The sequence below is a fragment of the Rhodococcus sp. OK611 genome, from assembly GCF_003050885.1.
Taxonomy (GTDB): domain Bacteria; phylum Actinomycetota; class Actinomycetes; order Mycobacteriales; family Mycobacteriaceae; genus Rhodococcus_G; species Rhodococcus_G oryzae.
On the sequence record NZ_QAOZ01000025.1, the window covers coordinates 1 to 18,638 of the forward strand.

17 protein-coding genes and 1 rRNA gene are annotated in these 18,638 nt (G+C 70.2%); 14 read left to right on the top strand and 4 right to left on the bottom strand.

Going from position 1 to position 18,638, the window contains the following annotated elements:
- Positions 1–93: ribosomal RNA gene (rrf, locus tag C8K38_RS25665) — 5S ribosomal RNA — on the top strand; the annotation flags it as partial.
- 333 nt (positions 94–426) lie between these two features.
- Here the strand turns inward: rrf and otsB are convergent.
- Together otsB and kstR are read right to left on the bottom strand one after the other, a co-directional pair.
- Positions 427–2,967, bottom strand: coding sequence for a trehalose-phosphatase (otsB, locus tag C8K38_RS25670; RefSeq protein WP_097214259.1), 2,541 nt, complete (start codon positions 2,965–2,967; stop codon positions 427–429).
- Between the two features lie 14 nt (positions 2,968–2,981).
- Positions 2,982–3,644 (bottom strand): cholesterol catabolism transcriptional regulator KstR, encoded by a 663-nt coding sequence (gene kstR, locus C8K38_RS25675; RefSeq protein WP_097214260.1) that lies wholly within the window; start codon positions 3,642–3,644, stop codon positions 2,982–2,984.
- Between the two features lie 129 nt (positions 3,645–3,773).
- On the opposite strand from kstR, the gene C8K38_RS25680 reads away from it, so the two are divergent.
- From C8K38_RS25680 to C8K38_RS25705, 6 genes are all read left to right on the top strand, one after another.
- Positions 3,774–5,924: an acyl-CoA dehydrogenase gene (locus tag C8K38_RS25680; RefSeq protein ID WP_097214261.1), complete on the top strand. Its 2,151-nt coding sequence runs from the start codon at positions 3,774–3,776 to the stop codon at positions 5,922–5,924.
- Positions 5,925–6,050: 126 nt separating this feature from the next.
- Complete coding sequence (locus C8K38_RS25685) at positions 6,051–7,115, top strand: acyl-CoA dehydrogenase family protein (RefSeq protein WP_097214308.1); 1,065 nt, start codon at positions 6,051–6,053, stop codon at positions 7,113–7,115.
- Positions 7,100–8,248: an acyl-CoA dehydrogenase family protein gene (locus C8K38_RS25690; RefSeq protein ID WP_077042938.1), complete on the top strand. Its 1,149-nt coding sequence runs from the start codon at positions 7,100–7,102 to the stop codon at positions 8,246–8,248. Before C8K38_RS25685 ends, C8K38_RS25690 begins: the two co-directional genes overlap by 16 nt.
- A 32-nt stretch (positions 8,249–8,280) precedes the next feature.
- Complete coding sequence (locus C8K38_RS25695; protein ID WP_097214262.1) at positions 8,281–9,285, top strand: bifunctional MaoC family dehydratase N-terminal/OB-fold nucleic acid binding domain-containing protein; 1,005 nt, start codon at positions 8,281–8,283, stop codon at positions 9,283–9,285.
- On the top strand, positions 9,285–9,695 hold the full coding sequence (locus C8K38_RS25700; RefSeq protein ID WP_097214263.1) for a MaoC family dehydratase: 411 nt from the start codon (positions 9,285–9,287) through the stop codon (positions 9,693–9,695). Before C8K38_RS25695 ends, C8K38_RS25700 begins: the two co-directional genes overlap by 1 nt.
- Complete coding sequence (locus C8K38_RS25705; protein WP_077042935.1) at positions 9,692–10,861, top strand: lipid-transfer protein; 1,170 nt, start codon at positions 9,692–9,694, stop codon at positions 10,859–10,861. Before C8K38_RS25700 ends, C8K38_RS25705 begins: the two co-directional genes overlap by 4 nt.
- A gap of 33 nt (positions 10,862–10,894) precedes the next feature.
- Here the strand turns inward: C8K38_RS25705 and C8K38_RS25710 are convergent, their stop codons facing one another.
- A complete protein-coding gene (locus C8K38_RS25710) occupies positions 10,895–11,506 on the bottom strand; it encodes a TetR/AcrR family transcriptional regulator (protein WP_097214264.1) in 612 nt (203 codons plus the stop codon).
- A 55-nt stretch (positions 11,507–11,561) separates the two neighbouring features.
- Between C8K38_RS25710 and zapE the strand changes: the two genes are divergently transcribed.
- The gene (zapE, locus tag C8K38_RS25715; RefSeq protein ID WP_097214265.1) at positions 11,562–12,518 is read left to right on the top strand and encodes a cell division protein ZapE; all 957 of its coding nucleotides are present in this window, start codon (positions 11,562–11,564) and stop codon (positions 12,516–12,518) included.
- A 1-nt stretch (position 12,519) separates the two neighbouring features.
- On the opposite strand, the gene C8K38_RS25720 is transcribed toward zapE, so the two are convergent.
- Positions 12,520–13,446, bottom strand: a complete 927-nt coding sequence (locus C8K38_RS25720) for a bile acid:sodium symporter family protein (protein WP_097214266.1) — start codon at positions 13,444–13,446, stop codon at positions 12,520–12,522.
- A 217-nt stretch (positions 13,447–13,663) separates the two neighbouring features.
- Here C8K38_RS25720 and C8K38_RS25725 point away from each other — a divergent pair, with 217 nt between their 5' ends.
- The 6 genes from C8K38_RS25725 to C8K38_RS26965 all read left to right on the top strand — a co-directional run bounded on the left by C8K38_RS25725 (position 13,664) and on the right by C8K38_RS26965 (position 18,531).
- Complete coding sequence (locus tag C8K38_RS25725; protein ID WP_097214309.1) at positions 13,664–14,407, top strand: SCO6745 family protein; 744 nt, start codon at positions 13,664–13,666, stop codon at positions 14,405–14,407.
- 105 nt (positions 14,408–14,512) lie between these two features.
- A complete protein-coding gene (locus C8K38_RS25730) occupies positions 14,513–15,388 on the top strand; it encodes a DUF4129 domain-containing protein (RefSeq protein ID WP_143548533.1) in 876 nt (291 codons plus the stop codon).
- Positions 15,370–15,855 carry a hypothetical protein gene (locus C8K38_RS25735; RefSeq protein WP_097214268.1) on the top strand — a complete coding sequence of 162 codons (486 nt, stop codon included), beginning with the start codon at positions 15,370–15,372 and terminating at the stop codon, positions 15,853–15,855. The genes C8K38_RS25730 and C8K38_RS25735 overlap by 19 nt, the downstream gene beginning before the upstream one ends.
- Positions 15,852–16,811 (top strand): AAA family ATPase, encoded by a 960-nt coding sequence (locus C8K38_RS25740; protein ID WP_097214269.1) that lies wholly within the window; start codon positions 15,852–15,854, stop codon positions 16,809–16,811. The genes C8K38_RS25735 and C8K38_RS25740 overlap by 4 nt, the downstream gene beginning before the upstream one ends.
- Positions 16,808–18,049 (top strand): DUF58 domain-containing protein, encoded by a 1,242-nt coding sequence (locus tag C8K38_RS25745; protein ID WP_097214270.1) that lies wholly within the window; start codon positions 16,808–16,810, stop codon positions 18,047–18,049. Before C8K38_RS25740 ends, C8K38_RS25745 begins: the two co-directional genes overlap by 4 nt.
- Positions 18,046–18,531, top strand: coding sequence for a hypothetical protein (locus C8K38_RS26965; protein WP_143548534.1), 486 nt, complete (start codon positions 18,046–18,048; stop codon positions 18,529–18,531). Before C8K38_RS25745 ends, C8K38_RS26965 begins: the two co-directional genes overlap by 4 nt.
- Positions 18,532–18,638 lie beyond the last annotated feature (107 nt).

Sequence of the window (18,638 nt, forward strand, 5' to 3'; positions counted from 1 at the left end):
ACGCCCGGACCCATTCCGAACCCGGAAGCTAAGCCCTCCAGCGCCGATGGTACTGCACTCGACAGGGTGTGGGAGAGTAGGACACCGCCGAACATAAATTGCGAATGCCTCGCATCACAGACTCGAAAGAGACTGCGATGCGAGGCATTTCGCATATCCGGGGCAGGAACACACACACGCCCCGCCGGCCACCACACCCCGGCCACTCGCCGAGTGTGCACCTACCGACATACCTACTCGGCCGATGCCCCGACAACTGCACACTCGACACCAGCACCGGGCCGGCCGAGTGTGCACTTACCGGCGCGTCTTCTCGGGCGATGCCCCGTCCCCCAAGCACTTCGTGCAGGGAGGTACCCCAAACTGCACACTCGACGAGAAAACCCGGCCGTCGAGTCGACGGCCGGGTGTCTCAGTACTGTGGGATCAGCTCAGCAGGTGCGCGCAGCGCAGCAGGCCGAGATGGCTGTACGCCTGCGGGTGATTGCCGAGCGAACGCTCGGCCACCGGGTCGTACTCCTCGGCGAGCAGTCCGGTCGGGCCCGCCGCATCGACCAGTTGCGCGAACAGGGCCTCGGCGTCCGAGCGCTCCCCGATCAGCAGGTAGGCCTCGATCAACCAGGCCGCGCACAGGTGGAATCCACCCTCGCCGCCGGGTAGGCCGTCGTCGTGGTGGTACCGGTACACGGTCGAGCCGCTGCGCAGCTCCGCCTCGGTGGCCCTGACCGTCGCGATGAACCGCGGATCGGTCGGGTCGATGAGCCCGGAGAGCCCGATGTGCAGCGTCGCCGCGTCCAGATCGGTGCCGTCGTAGGCAGCGGTGTACGAGAGCGCACGATCGCTCCAACCGCGATCCTTGACCTCGTCGGCGATCTCGGCCCGTAGCGCCGTCCATCCGGGGCCGGACTGCCGGCCGAAACGCTCGGCCAGGGTCAGGGCCCTGTCGACGGTGACCCAGCACATGACCTTCGAGTACACGTGGTGGCGCGGGTTACCGCGGATCTCCCAGATGCCGTTGTCCGGTTCGTCCCAGCGGCGCTCGACCGCGGAGACCATGGCCTGCACCAGGTTCCAATCGGCGTCGGTGAGTACCTCGGTCAGTCCTGCCTTCTCGCGAGCCTCGGCGAGGTGCGAGATCAGGTCGACGATGGGACCGAAGACGTCGAGCTGCACCTGTGAGTTCGCGGCGTTGCCGACTCGGACCGGCCGTGAGCCCGAGTAACCGGGGAGGGAGTCGAGCACCGCCTCCGGCGGCAGGTTGGCGCCGTAGATCGTGTACAGCGGATGCAGGCGCTCGGGACCGGGCAGCGTCTCGAGCACCCCGTGCACCCACTCCAGGAAGTCCTCGGCCTCGCCGAGCGAGCCGAGCGAGACGAGCGCGGACGCGGTCAGCGACGCGTCCCGGAGCCAGCAGTAGCGGTAGTCCCAGTTGCGGACGCCACCGATCTCCTCGGGCAGCGAGGTGGTGGCCGCGGCCAGGATCGAGCCCGAGTCTGCGTGCACGAGGCCCCGCAGCGTCAGGGCGGAGCGCTTCATCAGCCCGCGCTTGCGGGCGGGCAGGGTCAGGCCGTCGGCCCAGTCGCTCCAATACGACTCGGCCAGCGACCGGCGCTCCGACTCCGGCACGGAGGTCGGTCCGAGTTCCGTGGTGCCGCAGCGCAGTTCGAGGACGATCGGTCCCTGCGCGGGGTCGATGACGGCACGCGCGCTCTGCTGGACACCGTCGCTGGTGATCTCCCACTCGATGCCGGGGGAGCGCAGTACGAGCGGATCGCTGGTTCCGTACACCCGCAGGCCTTCGGCCTCCTGCTCGAGGTGCACCTGCACCTGTCCGAACTCGGGACGCGGCGCGAAGGTCACCACGGCCTTGGCCTGACCCGTGATCACGCGGGTGAGGTCGGTGCGGCCCTGCTCGACGTCGTGGGGTAGGTAGTCGGTGACCTGCAGGCTCGCCCAACGGGTCTCGACGGTCATGGTGCCGTCGACATACCGCTGGCTGAGCGGCAGCGCCTCTCGCAGGGGCCCGACCGTGAAGTGGCCGGCGCCGACGCCGCCGAGCAGGTGCGCGAACACCGCGGCGGAATCGGGCTCCGGATGGCAGAGCCAGGTCAGGGTGGCGTCGGGGGTCAGCAGCGCGACCGTCCTGGGGTTCGCCAGCATGCTGAGACGCTCGATCGGGGTGGCGCTTTCGCCGTGGAGCCAGGTGCGCCGCTCCTCGAGCAGGAACGCCAGCGCGGCGGAGACGTCCTCGGTGCTCGACACCCGGAACTCGGCGAGCGATTCGCCGGGGCCCACCTTCACGCCGAGATCCGGTCCTTGGAGCCGGCTGAACGCCTTCTCGTCGGTGATGTCGTCGCCGAAGAACACGGTGGCGGAGGCGCCCTCGCGGTGCCGCAGGATGTCGAGCGCCTCGCCCTTGTCTGTGGTGATCACCGCGAGTTCGATCACGGCCTTGCCCTCGGTGACCTGTACGCCGTTCCAGGTGGCGGCACCACCCCGGACACGCGACAACGCCGCCTCGGCGATCTCGGGGGCGGCATTGCGCACGTGCAGGGCTGTGCTGGCAGGCTTGGTCTCGACGGTGACGCCCGGGCCCGCGGCGGCGACGGCCTGTAGCTCCTCGGTGACCTCCCGAAGCAATCGCTTGGCGTCGTCGTCGATCTCGCGCACGAAGCCGACGTCGAACTCGGAGCCGTGGCTGCCGACCAACTGCACCTCGACCGGGAGTCGGGACAGCATCGCCAGGTCCCGGAGCGCACGGCCCGAGATCACCGCCGATGTGGTGGCGGGCAGGCTCGCCAACGCCCGGAGGGCCCGCACGGACTCAGCGTGCGGGAAGGCTTTCGCGGGGTCGGAGACGATGGGCGCCATCGTGCCGTCATAGTCCGACGCCACGAGGAGCCGAGGCGTTCTCGCGACTGATACGAGACGCCTGCGAAGCTCGACGGGTAGGTCTTGCGCACTCACTGCGCAAAGTCTACTTACGCGATGCCCGGATCCTTGTAACCGCCGCCGAGAAGGAGTTCGACGGTCAGTTCCAGGCGCTTGGCGACGTCCGTCGCGGAGGAGCGACGGGTGAGCCAGGCGACGAGGTTCGAGAGCCACACATCGGAGATGACGCGAGCGATCGCGAGCTGCTCCTCGCTCGGCTCGCCGTCGCTCATCGCGCGGGCGAACAGCGAGTCCATCAGCTTGCCGACCTGATCGACCTCGGCGGCCGCGGAGGCGTCGGCGAACATGAAGGCTCGGGTCATGGCCTCGGTGAGCAGCGGATCGCGCTGCATCGCCCGGGTGATCTGGCCGAGGATCAGGTGCATGCGCTCGATCGGGGTGTCGCCGGGCGGCAACTTCTTGCGGGAGTCGATCTTCTCGAACTCGCGGGCGAGCGAGGACACCAGGAGGTGGACCTTCGACGGGAAGTACCGGTACAGGGTTCCCACCGCGACATCGGCACGCTCGGCGACGGCGCGCATCTGCACGGCCTCGTAGCCGCCCTTGGACGCGAGGGCCAGGGTGGCATCGAGGATCCGCTTGCGACGCTCGCGCTGCGCGTTGGAACTGAGATCCTCGTCGGTCAGCGTCGAGACGGCCCCGTTGGTCGAGGCGGTCTTAGCCGCGGAACGGGTTCGAGATGAGGAGGTCATCCACAGATTCCTTGATATCGGCGAGTAGTTGAGTTCGTGCAGTTCGTGCCAGGTCTTGACTCTTGCCCAGCCCACATATTAGAACACGTTCTAGACAAATTTGTCAGTAATGAAAGGTTGGCCTCCCTTGTGACAATCGCCACGACAGACGAGCAGCGTGCCGTCCAGGAATCGATTCAGGCCTGGGCCCGCGCGACGAACCCGATCGAGACGCTACGGCAGGGGCCGGCCGATTCGTGGCGGTCGCACTGGTCCGCCATCTCGGACCTCGGCCTGTTCTCGGTCGCGCAGGCCGAGGAGGTCGGCGGCGCCGACGGCGAGATCGTCGACCTCGCGGTGATGCTCGAGCAGGCGGCCGCCTCGCTGGCCGCGGGTCCTGTTCTCTCGACCGCGCTCGCGGCGCTGGTCGTCGGCCGCAGCGGCGAGGCCGCGGCCAAGCAGTGGGGCCCCGAACTGGCCGAGGGCAACCTGCCGGTCGGCGTCGTGGTCGACGGCGTCGTGACGGCCGAGGCGGACGGCGACGGCGGCCTGGTCCTCAGCGGTGAGGCCGGGCTCGCGCTCGGCGGCGCGCCCGGTGTCGGCGTGCTGCTCGAGGCCTCGCGTGGCGACGACACTGTGTGGTGCCTCGTCGACGCCGAGGCGGACGGACTGACCGTCGAGGCGTTGGAGAACGTCGACTTGAGCACCCCGCTGGGCCGGGTGTCCTGTGCGGGTGTCCGGGTGAGTGCGGACCGGATCGTCGTCGGGCTGCGCCCCGGACTGGTCAGGGATCTGGCCGCGACCCTGGTCGCCGCGGAGGCGGCGGGTGTGGCGGGCTGGTGCCTGCGGACCGCCGTCGAGTACGCGAAGATCCGCGAGCAGTTCGGCAAGCCGATCGGCTCGTTCCAGGCCATCAAGCACCTGTGTGCCGAGATGCTCTGCCGCGTGGAGCAGACCCGGGCCGTGGCCTGGGATGCCGCGGTCGCGGCGGAATCGGACGCCGAACTGCCCATCGCGGCCGCGGTCGCCGCGTCGGTCGCCCTCGATGCGGCCGTGGACACCGCCAAGGACTGCATCCAGGTGCTCGGCGGTATCGGCTTCACCTGGGAGCACGACGCGCACTTCTACCTGCGACGGGTCCTCTCGCTGCGGCAGCTGCTCGGCGGCGGCGCGTACTGGCGGGCCCGGGTGGCGGAGCTCACCCAGGCGGGCGAGCGCAGGCACCTGACCGTCGATCTGGGTGACCTCGAGGCCTCGCGTCCCGAGGTGCGCGCCGAGATCGAGGCGATCGTCGCGTTGCCCGAGGAGGAGCGTCGCGCCGCGTTCGCCGAGTCCGGGTACCTGGCTCCGCACTGGCCGGCGCCGTACGGAAAGTCCGCGAAGGCGGCCGAGCAGATCCTGATCGGCGAGGAGCTGGTGCGCGCCGGACTGGAGACGCCGAACCTGGTCATCGGGTGGTGGGCGGTGCCGACGATCCTCGAGCACGGCACGGCCGAGCAGATCGAGCGGTTCGCGATGCCCACGCTGCGCGGGGATCTGATCTGGTGCCAGCTGTTCTCCGAGCCGGGTGCAGGCTCCGACCTCGCGGCACTGCGCATGACCGCCGAGAAGGTCGACGGGGGCTGGGTCCTCAACGGTCAGAAGGTGTGGAACTCCCTGGCCCGCGAGGCGGATTGGGGCATCTGCCTGGCTCGCACCGACAAGGATGTGCCCAAGCACAAGGGCATCACCTACTTCCTGGTGGACATGCGCACCGCGGGGATCCGGGTCTCGCCGCTGCGCGAGATCACCGGCGACGAACTGTTCAACGAGGTGTTCTTCGAGAACGTGTTCGTGCCCGACGACGGCGTGGTCGGGCAGGTCAACGGCGGGTGGAAGCTGGCCCGCACCACGCTGGCCAACGAGCGCGTCGCGATGAGCGGCGGCTCCTCGCTGGGCAAGGCGATGGAGGAACTGCTCGAGCTGGCCGAGCGCGGCGGCCCGAACGCCGTGACCGAGGACCGGGTCGGATTCCTGATCGGCGAGGCCATGGTCGGCTCGCTGCTCGAGCACCGCACCACCCTGCGTCAGCTCGACGGACAGGACCCCGGGCCCGAGTCGAGCGTGCGCAAGCTGGTCGGTGTCCGGCACCGCCAGGCGGTCGCGGAGTTCGCGCTGGAGCTGTCCGGGCCGGGCGGCGCCGTCGAGGGCCCGCTGTCCCGGGAGTTCCTGAACACCCGGTGCCTCTCGATCGCAGGCGGCACCGAGCAGATCCTGCTGACGGTGGCCGCGGAACGGATCCTCGGGCTGCCGCGGGACTAGCTGCGGCAGGAAGTGCCCGGCGCGGGGGCGAAGCGTTGCTCCCGTGCCGGGCCCGAACCGTTGTCCCCGTGCCGGGGAGCTGATACAACTAGAACAAGTTCTAACTCGTAGGCGGGATTGTTCAGCGTGGATTTCTCTCTGGATCAGACACAAGAAACGGTGGCGGAGATCGTCGTGGGGCTGTTGGCCCGCGAGGTCTCCGATCCCGCCGATACCAGCGGCTTCAACCCAGCGTTGTGGGAGGCGATGGCGAAGGCCGACCTGCTCTCGCTCGCGGTGCCGGAGCGGCTCGGCGGCGCCGGGCTCGGCCTGCCCGAGGTGTTGCCGCTGCTCACCGAGACCGGCCGGGGCGCCGCGCCGGTGCCTGCACTGGCCACCCTCGGCTTCGGCCTGCTCCCGGTGCTCGCGCTGGGGACGCAGGAACAGCAGGACGCGATCCTCGCCGAGGTGGCGACCGGACGGGTCCTCACCGCGGCTCTGAACGAGCCGGGCGCGGCGTTTGCGGCGTCGCCGTCGACCACCGCGGTCGCCGACGGTGACGGTGTCGTCGTCAACGGCCTGAAGGTCGCCGTTCCGTTCGCCGACCTCGCCTACCGGATCCTGGTGCCGACCGACGCGGGCGTCGTGCTCATCTCGCCCGACGCCCCCGGCGTCACGCTGGCCAAGATCTCCTCGTCCTCGGGCAGCCCGGAGTTCTCAGTGCGGCTCGACGGCGTACGGGTCCCCGCGGCGGAGGTGCTGGGAGGCGACAACGCCACCCTGTACCGGATCGCGCTCGCGAGCATCGGTGCCTACACCGACGGACTGCTCGCAGGCGCCACCACGCTGACCGCCGAGCACCTGCGCACCCGTGAGCAGTTCGGCAAGCCCCTGGCGACCTTCCAGGCCGTGGCCCAGCAGATCGCCGACGTCTACGTGACGTCACGGACCCTGCACGTCTCGGCGCTGGCGTCGGGCTGGCGGGTGGCCGAGGGCCTCGAGGCGGATGACGACCTCGAGGTGCTGGCCTACTGGATCGCGGCAGAGGTGCCCGCCGCGATGCGCACCCTGCACCACCTGCACGGCGGGTTGGGTGTGGACGTGACCTACCCGATGCACCGCTACTTCTCCATTGCCAAAGACCTGGCCCGCCTCGTCGGCGGCGCCTCATCTCGACTCGACCTCGTGGGGGCCCGGTGTTCATCGATCTGACACCCGAACAGCGTGAGCTGCAGGCGGAACTGCGCCGTTACTTCGCAGGCCTGATCTCTCCGGAGGAGGCCGAGATCATGCTCACCGAGCGGCACGGCCCCACTTACCGTGAGGTCATTCGCCGGATGGGCAAGGACGGCTGGCTCGGCGTCGGCTGGCCGGTGGAGTTCGGCGGCCGTGGCTTCGGCGAGATCGAACAGCAGATCTTCGTCAACGAGGCTGTGCGGGCGGATGTTCCGCTGCCGTCGGTCACCCTGCAGACCGTCGGCCCGACGCTGCAGACCTACGGAACCGAGGAGCAGAAGCGCAAGTTCCTGCCCTCGATCCTCGCGGGCGAGGTGCACTTCGCGATCGGCTACTCCGAGCCGGAGGCGGGCACCGACCTGGCCGCGCTGCGCACCACGGCGGTGCGCGACGGCGATGAGTACATCGTGAACGGCCAGAAGATCTTCACCACCGGTGGCCACGACGCCGACTACATCTGGCTCGCCGTGCGCACCGGCGACGCGGACTCGCGCCACCGCGGCATCTCGATCCTCATCGTGGACACCAAGGATCCCGGTTTCACGTGGACCCCGATCATCACCGCCGACGGAGCCCACCACGTCAACGCCACCTACTACTCCGACGTCCGCGTGCCCGCGAGCATGCTGGTCGGGGAGGAGAACAAGGGCTGGCGCCTGATCACCACCCAGCTGAACCACGAGCGCGTCATGCTCGGACCGGCCGGCCGTGTCGCGGGCCTGTACGAGAAGGTGCACGAGTGGGCGGCCAAGCGGGACCTGCTCTCCGAACCCGACGTGCAGCGCGGCCTCGGCGAGATCCATGCGACCTACCGGCTCAACGAGCTCCTCAACTGGCAGGTTGCTGCGGCGACCGGCGACGTGGACATCGCGGACGCGTCGGCGACGAAGGTCTTTGCGACCGAGCGCATCCAGCGTGTCGGCCGGATCGCGGACGAGATCATCGGCGCGCACGGCGACCCGGGTGACCCGGAGACCGCGAAGCTGATGCGCTGGCTCGACGTGCAGGTCAAGCGGAACGTGGTGATCACCTTCGGCGGCGGCGTCAACGAGGTCATGCGCGAGCTCATCGCGATGGCCGGCCTCGGCCTGCCGAAGGTGCCCCGATGACCGCGGCGGAGGTTTCAGTGAACGACGGGTCTATGAGCGACAAGGAAGCATCGATCCTCGCGGCGGCCGAGCGGGTGCGGGCTGGCGGCGCCAGCAAGGCCCGCGCCGGCCGCGACCCGATCAACATGCCGATGATCCGCAACTGGGTCGAGGCGATCGGTGACGAGAACCCCATCTACGTCGACGAGGACGCCGCGGTCGCGGCGGGCCACGGCGGCATCGTCGCCCCGCCCGCCATGGCGCAGGTCTGGACGATGCGCGGTCTGGGTGCCGTGCGCGAGGAGGACGATCCGCTCGGCCGGATGACGGAGATCCTCGACGAGGCCGGGTACACGTCGGTGGTCGCGACGAACTGCGACCAGACGTACCACCGCTATGTCCGCCCGGGCGAAGAGGTGACCATCGAGTCGGTCCTCGAAGACGTTGTGGGCCCGAAGAAGACGGGTCTGGGCGAGGGCTGGTTCTTCACCACCCGGAACTTCTGGAAGGTCGGCGACGAGGTCGTCGCCGAGATGCTCTTCCGGATCCTGAAGTTCGCGCCCCCGGCGAAGGAGGCGCCCGCTCCCGCGGGAGTCGCGTCGTCGAGCCTGGGCGAGTCGCTCGACGATCTCGACCCGACCCGGATGCTGCGTCCCTCGCAGTCGCGCGACACCGAGTTCTTCTGGGAGGGCGTCGCGGCGCACGAGCTGCGTCTCCAGCAGCGCCAGGACGGTTCGCTGCAGCATCCGCCGGTGCCGGCGATCTGGAAGGACAAGTCGGAGCGCACGGACTACGTCGTGGCCTCCGGGCTCGGCACCGTCTTCAGCTACGTCGTGCACCACGCGCCGAAGGTGCCGGGTCGTTCGCTGCCGTTCGTCGTCGCGCTCGTGGAACTCGCGGAGGGCGTGCGGATGCTCGGCGAGCTCCGCGGCGTCGATCCGAGCGAGGTCGCGATCGGGATGCCGGTGCAGGTGGAGTTCCTCGACCTGCCGGGCGACGACGAGACCGGACAACAGCCGTGGACGCTGTACGCGTGGCGTCCCGTGAAGGAGCAGTGATGAGCTCGACCCTGACAGCGACGGTGGGGGAGACCCTGCCCGCCCTGTCCATCCACGGCGATCCGACGTTCATCGTGTCGACGGCGTTGGCCACCAGGGACTTCCAGGATGTTCACCACGATCGGGACAAGGCGCAGCAGCGCGGATCGAAGGACATCTTCGTCAACATCCTCACCGACACCGGGCTGGTGCAGCGGTACGTCACCGACTGGGCCGGTCCGCGTGCGGTCATCAAGTCGATCAAGCTGCGTCTCGGTGTGCCCTGGTACGCCTACGACACGCTGACCCTGACCGGTGCCGTCTCCTCGGTCGAGGACGGCCTCGTCACCCTCGACATCGTCGGCAAGGACAGTCTCGGTGACCACATCAAGTCGACGGTCACCCTCGTCATGGACGGAGTGACGGCATGAGTGAGCTGTCCGGCAAGGCCGCCATCGTCGGCATCGGTGCCACCGATTTCTCCAAGGACTCGGGGCGCAGCGAGCTGCGTCTCGCCGCCGAGGCGGTCCAGGCCGCGCTCGATGACGCGGGCCTGAAGCCGTCCGACGTGGACGGCCTGACCTCGTTCACCATGGACACCAACACCGAAGTGGCCGTTGCGCGTTCGGTCGGGATCCCGAATCTGAAGTTCTTCAGCCGGATCCACTACGGCGGCGGCGCGGCTTGCGCCACCATCCAGCAGGCCGCGATGGCGGTGGCCACCGGCGTCGCGGACGTCGTCGTCGCCTACCGTGCGTTCAACGAACGCTCGGGAATGCGCTTCGGACAGGTGAATTCGGCCTTGGTGCAGCAGGTGAACTCCTCCGGCACCGACAACGCGTTCTCGTACCCGCACGGGCTGAGCACCCCGGCGTCGTTCGTCGCGATGATCGCCCAGCGCTACATGCACGTGTACGGCGCCACCAGTGCGGACTTCGGACGGGTCGCGGTCGCGGACCGCAAGCACGCGGCGACCAACCCGAACGCCTTCTTCTACGGCAAGCCGATCACGATCGAGGAGCACCAGGCCTCGCGGTGGATCGCCGAGCCGCTGCACCTGCTGGACTGCTGCCAGGAGACCGACGGCGGCATCGCCATCGTCGTGACCTCGCCGGAGCGCGCGAAGGACCTGCCGAACACGCCCGCGATCATCGCCGCCGCGGCGCAGGGCAGCGGGGCCGATCAGTACATCATGACCAGCTACTACCGGGACGGCCTGAGCGGTCTTCCGGAGATGGGGCTGGTCGGCGACCAGCTGTGGGCCCAGTCGGGGCTGCGTCCGCAGGACATGCAGACCGCGGTGCTCTACGACCACTTCACCCCGTACGTGCTGATGCAGCTCGAGGAGCTCGGCTTCTGCGGCCGCGGCGAGGCCAAGGACTTCATCGCGGACGGTGCCATCGAGCTGGGCGGACGGCTGCCGCTGAACACCCACGGTGGGCAGCTGGGCGAGGGCTACATCCACGGCATGAACGGCATCGCCGAGGGTGTCCGCCAGATCCGCGGCACGTCGGTGAACCAGGTTCCGGACGTGCAGAACGTCCTCGTGACGGCAGGCACCGGTGTGCCGACCTCCGGGCTGGTCCTGACGGCGTAGGCGCCTCCGGCGCCCGTGCGCGGTTGACGAGTGCTAGGACTCGTCAACCGCGCACGGGCGCGTCAGCGCCTTTGCGATCGGCGCGGTGAGCGCGGCGATGCTCTCGGCGGTACCCGGCACGGGGCCCTCGAGTGCCCTGGCGCCGACGGTCCGGTCGAAGACCATGCCCTCCAGGAGGGCGATCAGGTCCGCCGCGTCCTGCTCCGGGTCGCCCGTGTCGAGCAGGCGGGTGAGCCCGACCGCCCGCTCCCGGGAGAACAGGCTCACGGCCAGCGCGGCCTGAATCTGAGTGTCGTGCACCATCTCCAGCGTGAGTGCGTAGCGGGCACGGATGTCGCGGGCGCGGTCGCCGAGCAACCCGTCGACGTAGACCGCGATCCCGTGGGCGATCTCGGCGATGTCCGTGTTCGGCTCCTGCGGCTCCGGCTGGGAATCGGTGAAGGCGCGTCGTGACCGCTCGGTGAGGTGTCCGACCGTCGCGACCAGCAGGTCGCGCTTGGTCCGGAAGTAGTAGGACGTAGATCCCGCGGGCAGTCCCAGGTGCCGGTCGATGCCGCGATGGGTGAGTGCGCGGATGCCGTCCGTGGCGATGATGTCGAGCGCGGCATCGGTGATGCGCGCCCGTCGGTCCGTCGTTTCCGTCATTGATGTTGCTCCGATCACGTTGACCCATGAAACTCTACATTTGTAGAGTCGCGCTATGAAATCGATCCGAGTGGATGCGTTCGACCGGGCCGCGCAGGGCGCCGGATTCGTGCTCGATCCCGCGCAGCGGGCGGCCGCCGAGCGTCTCGCCGCGATGGACCTCAAGACCGGTCGTGGCATCTACCTCTGGGGCCCGGTCGGCAGGGGTAAGACCTGGCTGATGGACGTGTTCCACGATGGCATGAGTGGCGTTCCGACCGTTCGCGTGCACTTCCACGAGTTCTTCCGCCGACTGCACGAGGTCGCGCACACCGAGGGGATCGACCGCGCGTTGGACCGGCTGCTCGGGCGCAGCAAGATCCTGTTCTTCGACGAGTTCCACGTACACGACGTCGGCGACGGCGCGCTGTTGACCAGGCTGCTCGGGGCGCTGGGCAAGCGCAAGGTGACGCTGGTGGTCACCTCGAACTATCCGCCGGACGGGCTGATGCCGAACCCGCTGTTCCACGACACGTTCGTGCCGACCATCGAGGTGCTCAAGGCGCGGATGGAGGTCGTCGAGGTCGCGGGCGCCGTCGACTACCGCGGGCAGGGGGCCGGTGGGCGGCGATTCGGTGCGGGGCGGTACCTCTCCGACGCGGCCGGCCTGCAGTGGCCCGCGGCAGGCGATCGCGTCACGCTCCGCCCGACCACCCAGGCCATCACGGCGCTCTCGGCGGCAGGCGATCTCGTCTGGTTCGAGTTCGCGGACCTGTGCGAGCGGCCGACCTCGACGCTGGACTACCTGAGCCTGGCGGCGGCATACCCGCGCTGGGTGCTGAGCGGCGTGCCGCGGATGGCGGACGCGAGTCCCGATGGGGTGCAACGATTCTGCAATGTCGTCGACATCCTCCACGACCAGGACACCGAACTGACGCTGGTCGGCGCGGATTGGCGGGTGCCGGGACCCGAGCCTGTCGCGGGCGGGCCGGACCTGACACGCACCCGCAGTAGATTGGCGCTGCTGGGATGAGCTAGCCGGCGGCGGGGTCGAGGTCGCGATCGGTCGACGACCCCGCCGCAGCCGACGGCCCCTGCTCGTCCCCGCGGCCGCGGGTGATCAGCCATCCGAAGGCCGTCGCGACCGGGAACATGACCACGCCGTACACCGCGGCGGGGACCGCGATGCGGGTGCTGTCGAGCAGGCTGATCGCGATCGTGATCGCGAGCGTGCTGTTGTGGATGCCGATCTCCATCGAGCTGGCGATCGACTGCTTGCTGGCGATGCCCAGCCTCCGCGGCAGCACGTAGCCGATGCTCAGGCTCAGGATGCAGAAGATCAACGTGATCAGCCCGACGTCCGCCAGGTACCCGGTGACGTTCTCCCGCTCGGCGATCACCGTGCCGACGATGACCAGGGCCAGGACCACGGCCGAGCCGATCCGGACGGGACGATCCATCCGGTCCGCGAAGGCGGGCCACGCCCGCCGTACCCAGACGCCGACGGCCACCGGGATCAGCACGATCGCGAAGATCTGCACCACCTTCGAGAACTGCAGGCCGAGGGAACCCGTGCCGTCCGACGGTGCGAAGTGTCCGAGCGCGAAGTTGGTGATCAGCGGCAGCGACACCACCGCGATCACCGAATTCACCGCCGTGAGTGTGACGTTCAGTGCCACATCGCCGCGGAACAGGTGGCTGAACAGGTTTGCCGTTGTCCCTCCGGGGGAGGCGGCCAGCAGCATCATCCCCACCGCCAGCAGTGGCGGCAGGCCGAACAGCAGCACCAGTCCGAACGCGATCGCGGGCAGCAGGATCAACTGGCAGGCCAGCGCGATCGCGACGGCCTTGGGATGCCTGGCCACGCGGGCGAAGTCTCCGACGGTCAGGGACAGGCCGAGGCCGAACATGATGATCGCCAACGCGAGCGGCAGTGCGACAGTGGACAGCCCGGAATTCATCGCTGGTCCCCATTTCCTGGAAGTCTCGCGACGTGCACGCGTCGCCGGCAGAAGTCTCGGCGCAAAGATACGGGTGTCCGCACCGGAATTGGGCATATCGCCCAGATTGGTCGTGCCGGAGGGCGCACCGTCGTCGCCGCGTCGACGAAGCGGTCTTCCGCTGCTATGACGGGTGGCATAGCCTCGCTGGGACGGTACCCGGCGAGAGGTGGAATCGATGACGGTCGCACACGCGGTCAAGGACCAGATCCAGCAGATCGGTGGGGGATTCATGTTCTCCCGTGAGGCCAAGGAGTTCGGCCGTACCACCGGGGTGGACGGCTTCATCGGCCCGTACATGCGCGGCCGGTGCGGTGTCCTCGGCGAGGTCGACGCCGACGTCGTGACGGCCGCCGCGGGGTTCTTCCCCGCCGACAGCGTCCGGGCCGCCTGGGAGTCGGTGACGATGCCCGCCGCCGAGGCCGCCCGTGGGTACGCGCTCGCCGCGCAGCAGTTCGGTGTCCGCAAGCTCGCCGCGTTCGACGCCGCCGAGCGGCTCGCCGAACTGATGGATGCGGTCGCGGGCAATGCCGATCCCGCGGGCGTGCCGCTGTTCGCCGGCTGGCGCGCCGTGCCACTGCCCGCAGATCCGCGGGCGCGGGTCCTCCAGCTGACCCACGTCCTGCGCGAGCTGCGCGGCGGGCTCCACCTCGTCGCAGTCAAGAGCCAGGGCGTCAGCCCACGGGACGCCGTCCTGATCGCCGGGTCGCCGCTGGCCAGCGGGCCGGACCAGGCCGCCCTCTACGGCTGGCCCGCGCCCTACACGGCGCCGGGCGAGGACGTCCGGGCCAGGTGGGCGCGCGCCGAGGAGATCACCGACGAACTCGCCTCCCAGGCATTCGACGTCCTCGACGAGTCCGAGGGCAAGGAGCTCGTCACCCTCCTCGCGGACGCCCACGCGGGAGTGTTCCCGCCTCGCTGATCGCGGATCGACCTGCGCGCATCCATCGATCCCGTGCGGGCGCCGTGCGACGATGGAGTGGTGGGCACGGCGGTCGGTCGCACTGCCACGGTTATCGCGTTGATCGTGGTGAGCGTCCTTGCGCTCCGCGGCTACCTGCCCGAGATCGAGCAGCCGACGGCGCCACCCAGGTCTGACGGAAGGGCCGCGCTGGTCGCGATGCTCGTCATCGCCGCCCTCGCGGTCCTGGTGGCCGCGGTCGCCCTCGTAGCGGTGCTGGTACTGGGCCCCTCGCGTAGGCCCGTGCGGCCGGCGCCGACGTGGATCGGCCATCGCGCGGCGCCCGGCCGGTGGTGGCAGGGGGCGGCATGGTTCGGGTTCGCGGGACTGGTGGTGGTCGCCGCGCTCGCCCTCGCACCGAACCGGGACCGGGCGGCCCCCACTGATCCGAATGGCGGTGCGACGGATCCGACTGTGTCAGCGGTCGGACAGCCACCGGCGCCGCGGGGCAGCGAGATCTGGCCGGACGTCCTGCTGGTGTTGCCGCTGTTGACCGCGCTGCTGTTGGCCGGGGCCGTTGCCCGCGCGCGGCTCCTGTTGCCTGATCGGAGCGATGCCCGCGAGGAGGACGCCGTCCCCGCGGCTAGGCGCGCGGCCGCCGAATCCTTGCGGCGCGCAGCGGAACTGGGCCTCGTCGCGGTCGCGAACACCGGGGCCGACCCCCGATCGGCCATCATCGCCTGCTACCTGGCGATGGAACGCGGTCTGGGTGCGGCCCCCGACGCCGCGCCGCTCGCGTCCGACACCCCGTCGGAGGTGCTGGCACGTGCGGTACGCCACGGCGTGCTGCACCGGGAGAGCGCCACGGCGCTGGTCGGGCTCTTCGAGGAGGCCAGGTTCAGCGGGCACGAGATGACCGAGCAGAACCGGAGTACCGCGGCGGAATTGTTGCGCGCGGTCCTGGCCGAGCTGAGGGAGACGCGATGCGTCGCGTCGCCGTGATCGGGATCCTCCTCGTCGCGGCGCTGGAGGCGATCGCGCTGCGGGCGGGGGCGCCTGCGGCCTCGCTGATCGCGGTCGGAGCGTCGGCCGCCGTCGTGATCTTCGCGATGCGCCGAACCGTCGACGCGGCACCGGCGGCGGGAGAGGTCGCCGCGCCACTGAACTCCCAGGAGGAGATGTTGCGTCGCTGGCGGCTGCGCACGGAGACGCTGGTGAGCTGGGCGGACGGTTCGTGCGCGGACTGGGACCGGCACCTGCGACCACTGCTCGCCCGCGAGTTCGTGCACGTGAGCGGACCGCGTGCACCCCGTGGTCATGCCGAGATCGAAGCGGCAGGGGCGGCGATGTTCGGCGCCGACCTGTGGCGGTGGGTGGACCCGGCCGGGGCGCGCGCGGGCGATCCGGATGGGCCCGGCCCCGGGCGCGGCGCACTCGAGCGCATCCTGACCCGACTGGAGCAGCTGTGACCGCCGCGACGCAGGCCACCACGGCCAGAGCCGGGGCGGTCCTCGCCGAGGTCGAACGGGCCGTGGTCGGCAAGCGGGAGGCGATCACGACCGTGCTGCTGGTGGTCCTCGCCGGTGGGCACGTGCTGATCGAGGACCTGCCGGGGTTGGGCAAGACGCTGATCGCGCGATCCTTCGCGGCGGCGCTGGGTCTGGAGTTCACCCGTGTCCAGTTCACGCCCGATCTGCTGCCAGCCGACCTGCTCGGCTCGACCGTCTATGACATGCAGTCGGGACGGTTCGAGTTCCGCGCCGGACCGGTGTTCACCAATGTCCTCCTCGCCGACGAGATCAACCGCACGCCGCCGAAAACACAAGCGGCACTGTTGGAATCGATGGCGGAGGGGCAGGTGAGCATCGACGGCGTCACCCGGAGGCTGCCGGATCCGTTCATCGTCCTCGCCACCGACAACCCGATCGAGTACGAGGGCACCTATCCGCTGCCCGAGGCGCAGCTCGACAGGTTCATGCTGCGGCTGCGGGTGGGATACCTCGGCGCCGCGGACGAGCAGGAGATGCTGCAGCGCCGCCTGGACCGGGGCGCCGACACCGTGACCGTCCGGGCGATCGTGACGGCCGAGGAACTGCACGCCATGCGCGGCAGCGTCGAGCAGGTCTCGGTGCATCCGGACGTGCTCCGCTACGTGGTCTCGCTGGCGGCCGCGACCCGCTCGCACCCCCAGGTGGAGGTCGGCGCGAGCCCGCGGGCCGAGCTCGATCTCGTCCAGCTCGCCCGGGCGCGGGCGCTCCTGGGCGGTCGGGACTACGTCATCCCCGAGGACGTCAAGGCGCTGGCCGCGCCCGCGATGGCGCACCGGATCTCGCTGCGACCGGAGATGTGGGTACGCCGGATCCACGCGGAGGAGGTGGTCGCCGACATCCTGCGCCGGCTGCCGGTGCCGAGGGCGAGCACGTGAGCGCGATCGAGTGGCGGGCCTCGCCCGCGGCGGCGGCGCTGGCGACGTGCGCGGCCACCGCTCTGGTCGTCGCGCTCGTCGGCGGCAGGCCGGAGCTGCTGGCCTTCGTCGCCCCCATCCTCGGCGCGCTCGCGGCTCGCGCACTGCTGCCGCGCCCCGTCGATCGCGTGACCGTGCGCGGCGAGCCCACGACGGTCCGGCTGTTCGAGGGAGAGTCGGTGCGGCTGGCGGTCGCGGTGGAGGAGGCCGGCTCGTGGCCGGGATGCGGTGTCCGCGCCCTTCCGCAGGAAGGGCTGGAGATCGACCAGGAAGCGGCGAGCTCGGGCGATCCGCGCACGGGCGTGCTGATCACCGCCGGGCGGTGGGGGAGATATCGGCCGCGGGTGGCGGTCGACGCGACCGCGGCGGGCGGGTTGTTGGTGGGCGTGGCGGTGGCCGAGGTGGCCACGGTCGATGTGTTCCCACTGGTGGATCCGAACCAGCCGGGGATCCCCCCGACGGACCTGCCCGATCGGTTCGGGGCGCATCCGACCGCACGGCACGGGCCAGGGGTGGAGTACGCCGACATCCGCGCCTACGTCCCCGGCGACCAACTGCGAGCGGTGAACTGGCCGGTGAGTGCGCGTCGTCGTGCCCTGCACGTCACCGAACGTAGGACGGACCGAGCGGCGGACGTCGTGGTGTTGATCGACGCACACCCGCAGGCGCCCGGGCCCGCGAGCGAGAGCCTGGATCGGTCGGTGCGCGGCGGTTGTCAGGTCGCGCAGGCGGCTCTTCGGCGTGGTGACCGCACCGCGGTCGTCGTGCTCGGAGCCCGATCGCGATGGCTCGCACCGGATCTCGGTCGTCGGCAGTTCTATCGCCTCGTCGAGGCCGTGCTCGGGGCCGGGGAGCGCACCGTGCCGCTCGAGGGCACGCTCGTGCCGAGGCCCGCCGTGCCGCCCGGCGCCGCGGTGGTCGCCTTCACCACGCTGCTGGACACGGACTTCGCCCTGGCGCTCATCGACCTCCGCAAGCGGGGCCGCACCGTGGCCGTGGTGGACGTGCTCGCGGGTCCGCCGTTCTCGGACGAGCTCGATCCGACCGTCGCGAGGATGTGGCGGCTCGAACGCCGAAACATGTATCGGGATCTCGGCGTCCTGGGGATCGATGTCGTTGGCTGGCAGGGTGATTCGTCCCTCGATCGTGTACTGGCCGGGATCGGCCGTCGGGGCAGGCGGGTGGTGGTGCCGCGATGACGGGGTTCACCGGACCGAGCGTGATGGCCCTCGGGGCCGGCTTCTCGATGAGCGCCGCCGTCGTTCCGCACGCGCAGGCGCCTGCACTGATCGCGGCCGGGCTCTCCGCCGTGGGGGTGCTCGCCGCGAGGTGGAGCCGGGTGGCCGTGGTCTGTGCAGTGCAGTGCGCGCTGCTCGCGTTGGCGCTCGGCGAGCCCACGCCGGTGCAGGCGGGCCTCGCCGGAGTCGGGGCGACGGTGTTCGTGCTGGCCGCTCATGCCGCGCACACCCCTGGGACCGCGGTCACCGAGGTGGGACTGGTGCTCGCGGTGGCGGTCGTGACCGCAGGCGCGGCGGTGTCGGTGTTCCTGTTGCCCTTCGAGATCGCCTGGCTGCCGCTGGTCGGGCCGATCGCCTGCCTGGCGGTGTATGCGTTGGTGCTCGCGCCCTATGCCTCGACGAAACGGGTTGGTAGTGCCGGTGATCGGCATCTGGTGGACTGAGCGGCCGGGCCGCGCGGACCCTGCGGCGAACCAGGCGCGCGCACCCACCGGGAGGTCTGGGTCCGATCTGGTCCTACGGTTGGGCGAAGTACCCACGGCAGTGAGAT

Bases quoted from the DNA above. Each gene is read 5' to 3' on its own strand.
- zapE (WP_097214265.1), top strand. From the start codon at position 11,562: ATGAAATCGATCCGAGTGGATGCGTTCGACCGGGCCGCGCAGGGCGCC.
- C8K38_RS25695 (WP_097214262.1), top strand. From the start codon at position 8,281: ATGAGCGACAAGGAAGCATCGATCCTCGCGGCGGCCGAGCGGGTGCGG.
- C8K38_RS26965 (WP_143548534.1), top strand. From the start codon at position 18,046: ATGACGGGGTTCACCGGACCGAGCGTGATGGCCCTCGGGGCCGGCTTC.
- kstR (WP_097214260.1), bottom strand. From the start codon at position 3,644: ATGACCTCCTCATCTCGAACCCGTTCCGCGGCTAAGACCGCCTCGACC.
- C8K38_RS25700 (WP_097214263.1), top strand. From the start codon at position 9,285: ATGAGCTCGACCCTGACAGCGACGGTGGGGGAGACCCTGCCCGCCCTG.
- C8K38_RS25710 (WP_097214264.1), bottom strand. From the start codon at position 11,506: ATGACGGAAACGACGGACCGACGGGCGCGCATCACCGATGCCGCGCTC.
- C8K38_RS25735 (WP_097214268.1), top strand. From the start codon at position 15,370: ATGCGTCGCGTCGCCGTGATCGGGATCCTCCTCGTCGCGGCGCTGGAG.
- C8K38_RS25705 (WP_077042935.1), top strand. From the start codon at position 9,692: ATGAGTGAGCTGTCCGGCAAGGCCGCCATCGTCGGCATCGGTGCCACC.
- C8K38_RS25725 (WP_097214309.1), top strand. From the start codon at position 13,664: ATGACGGTCGCACACGCGGTCAAGGACCAGATCCAGCAGATCGGTGGG.
- C8K38_RS25720 (WP_097214266.1), bottom strand. From the start codon at position 13,446: ATGAATTCCGGGCTGTCCACTGTCGCACTGCCGCTCGCGTTGGCGATC.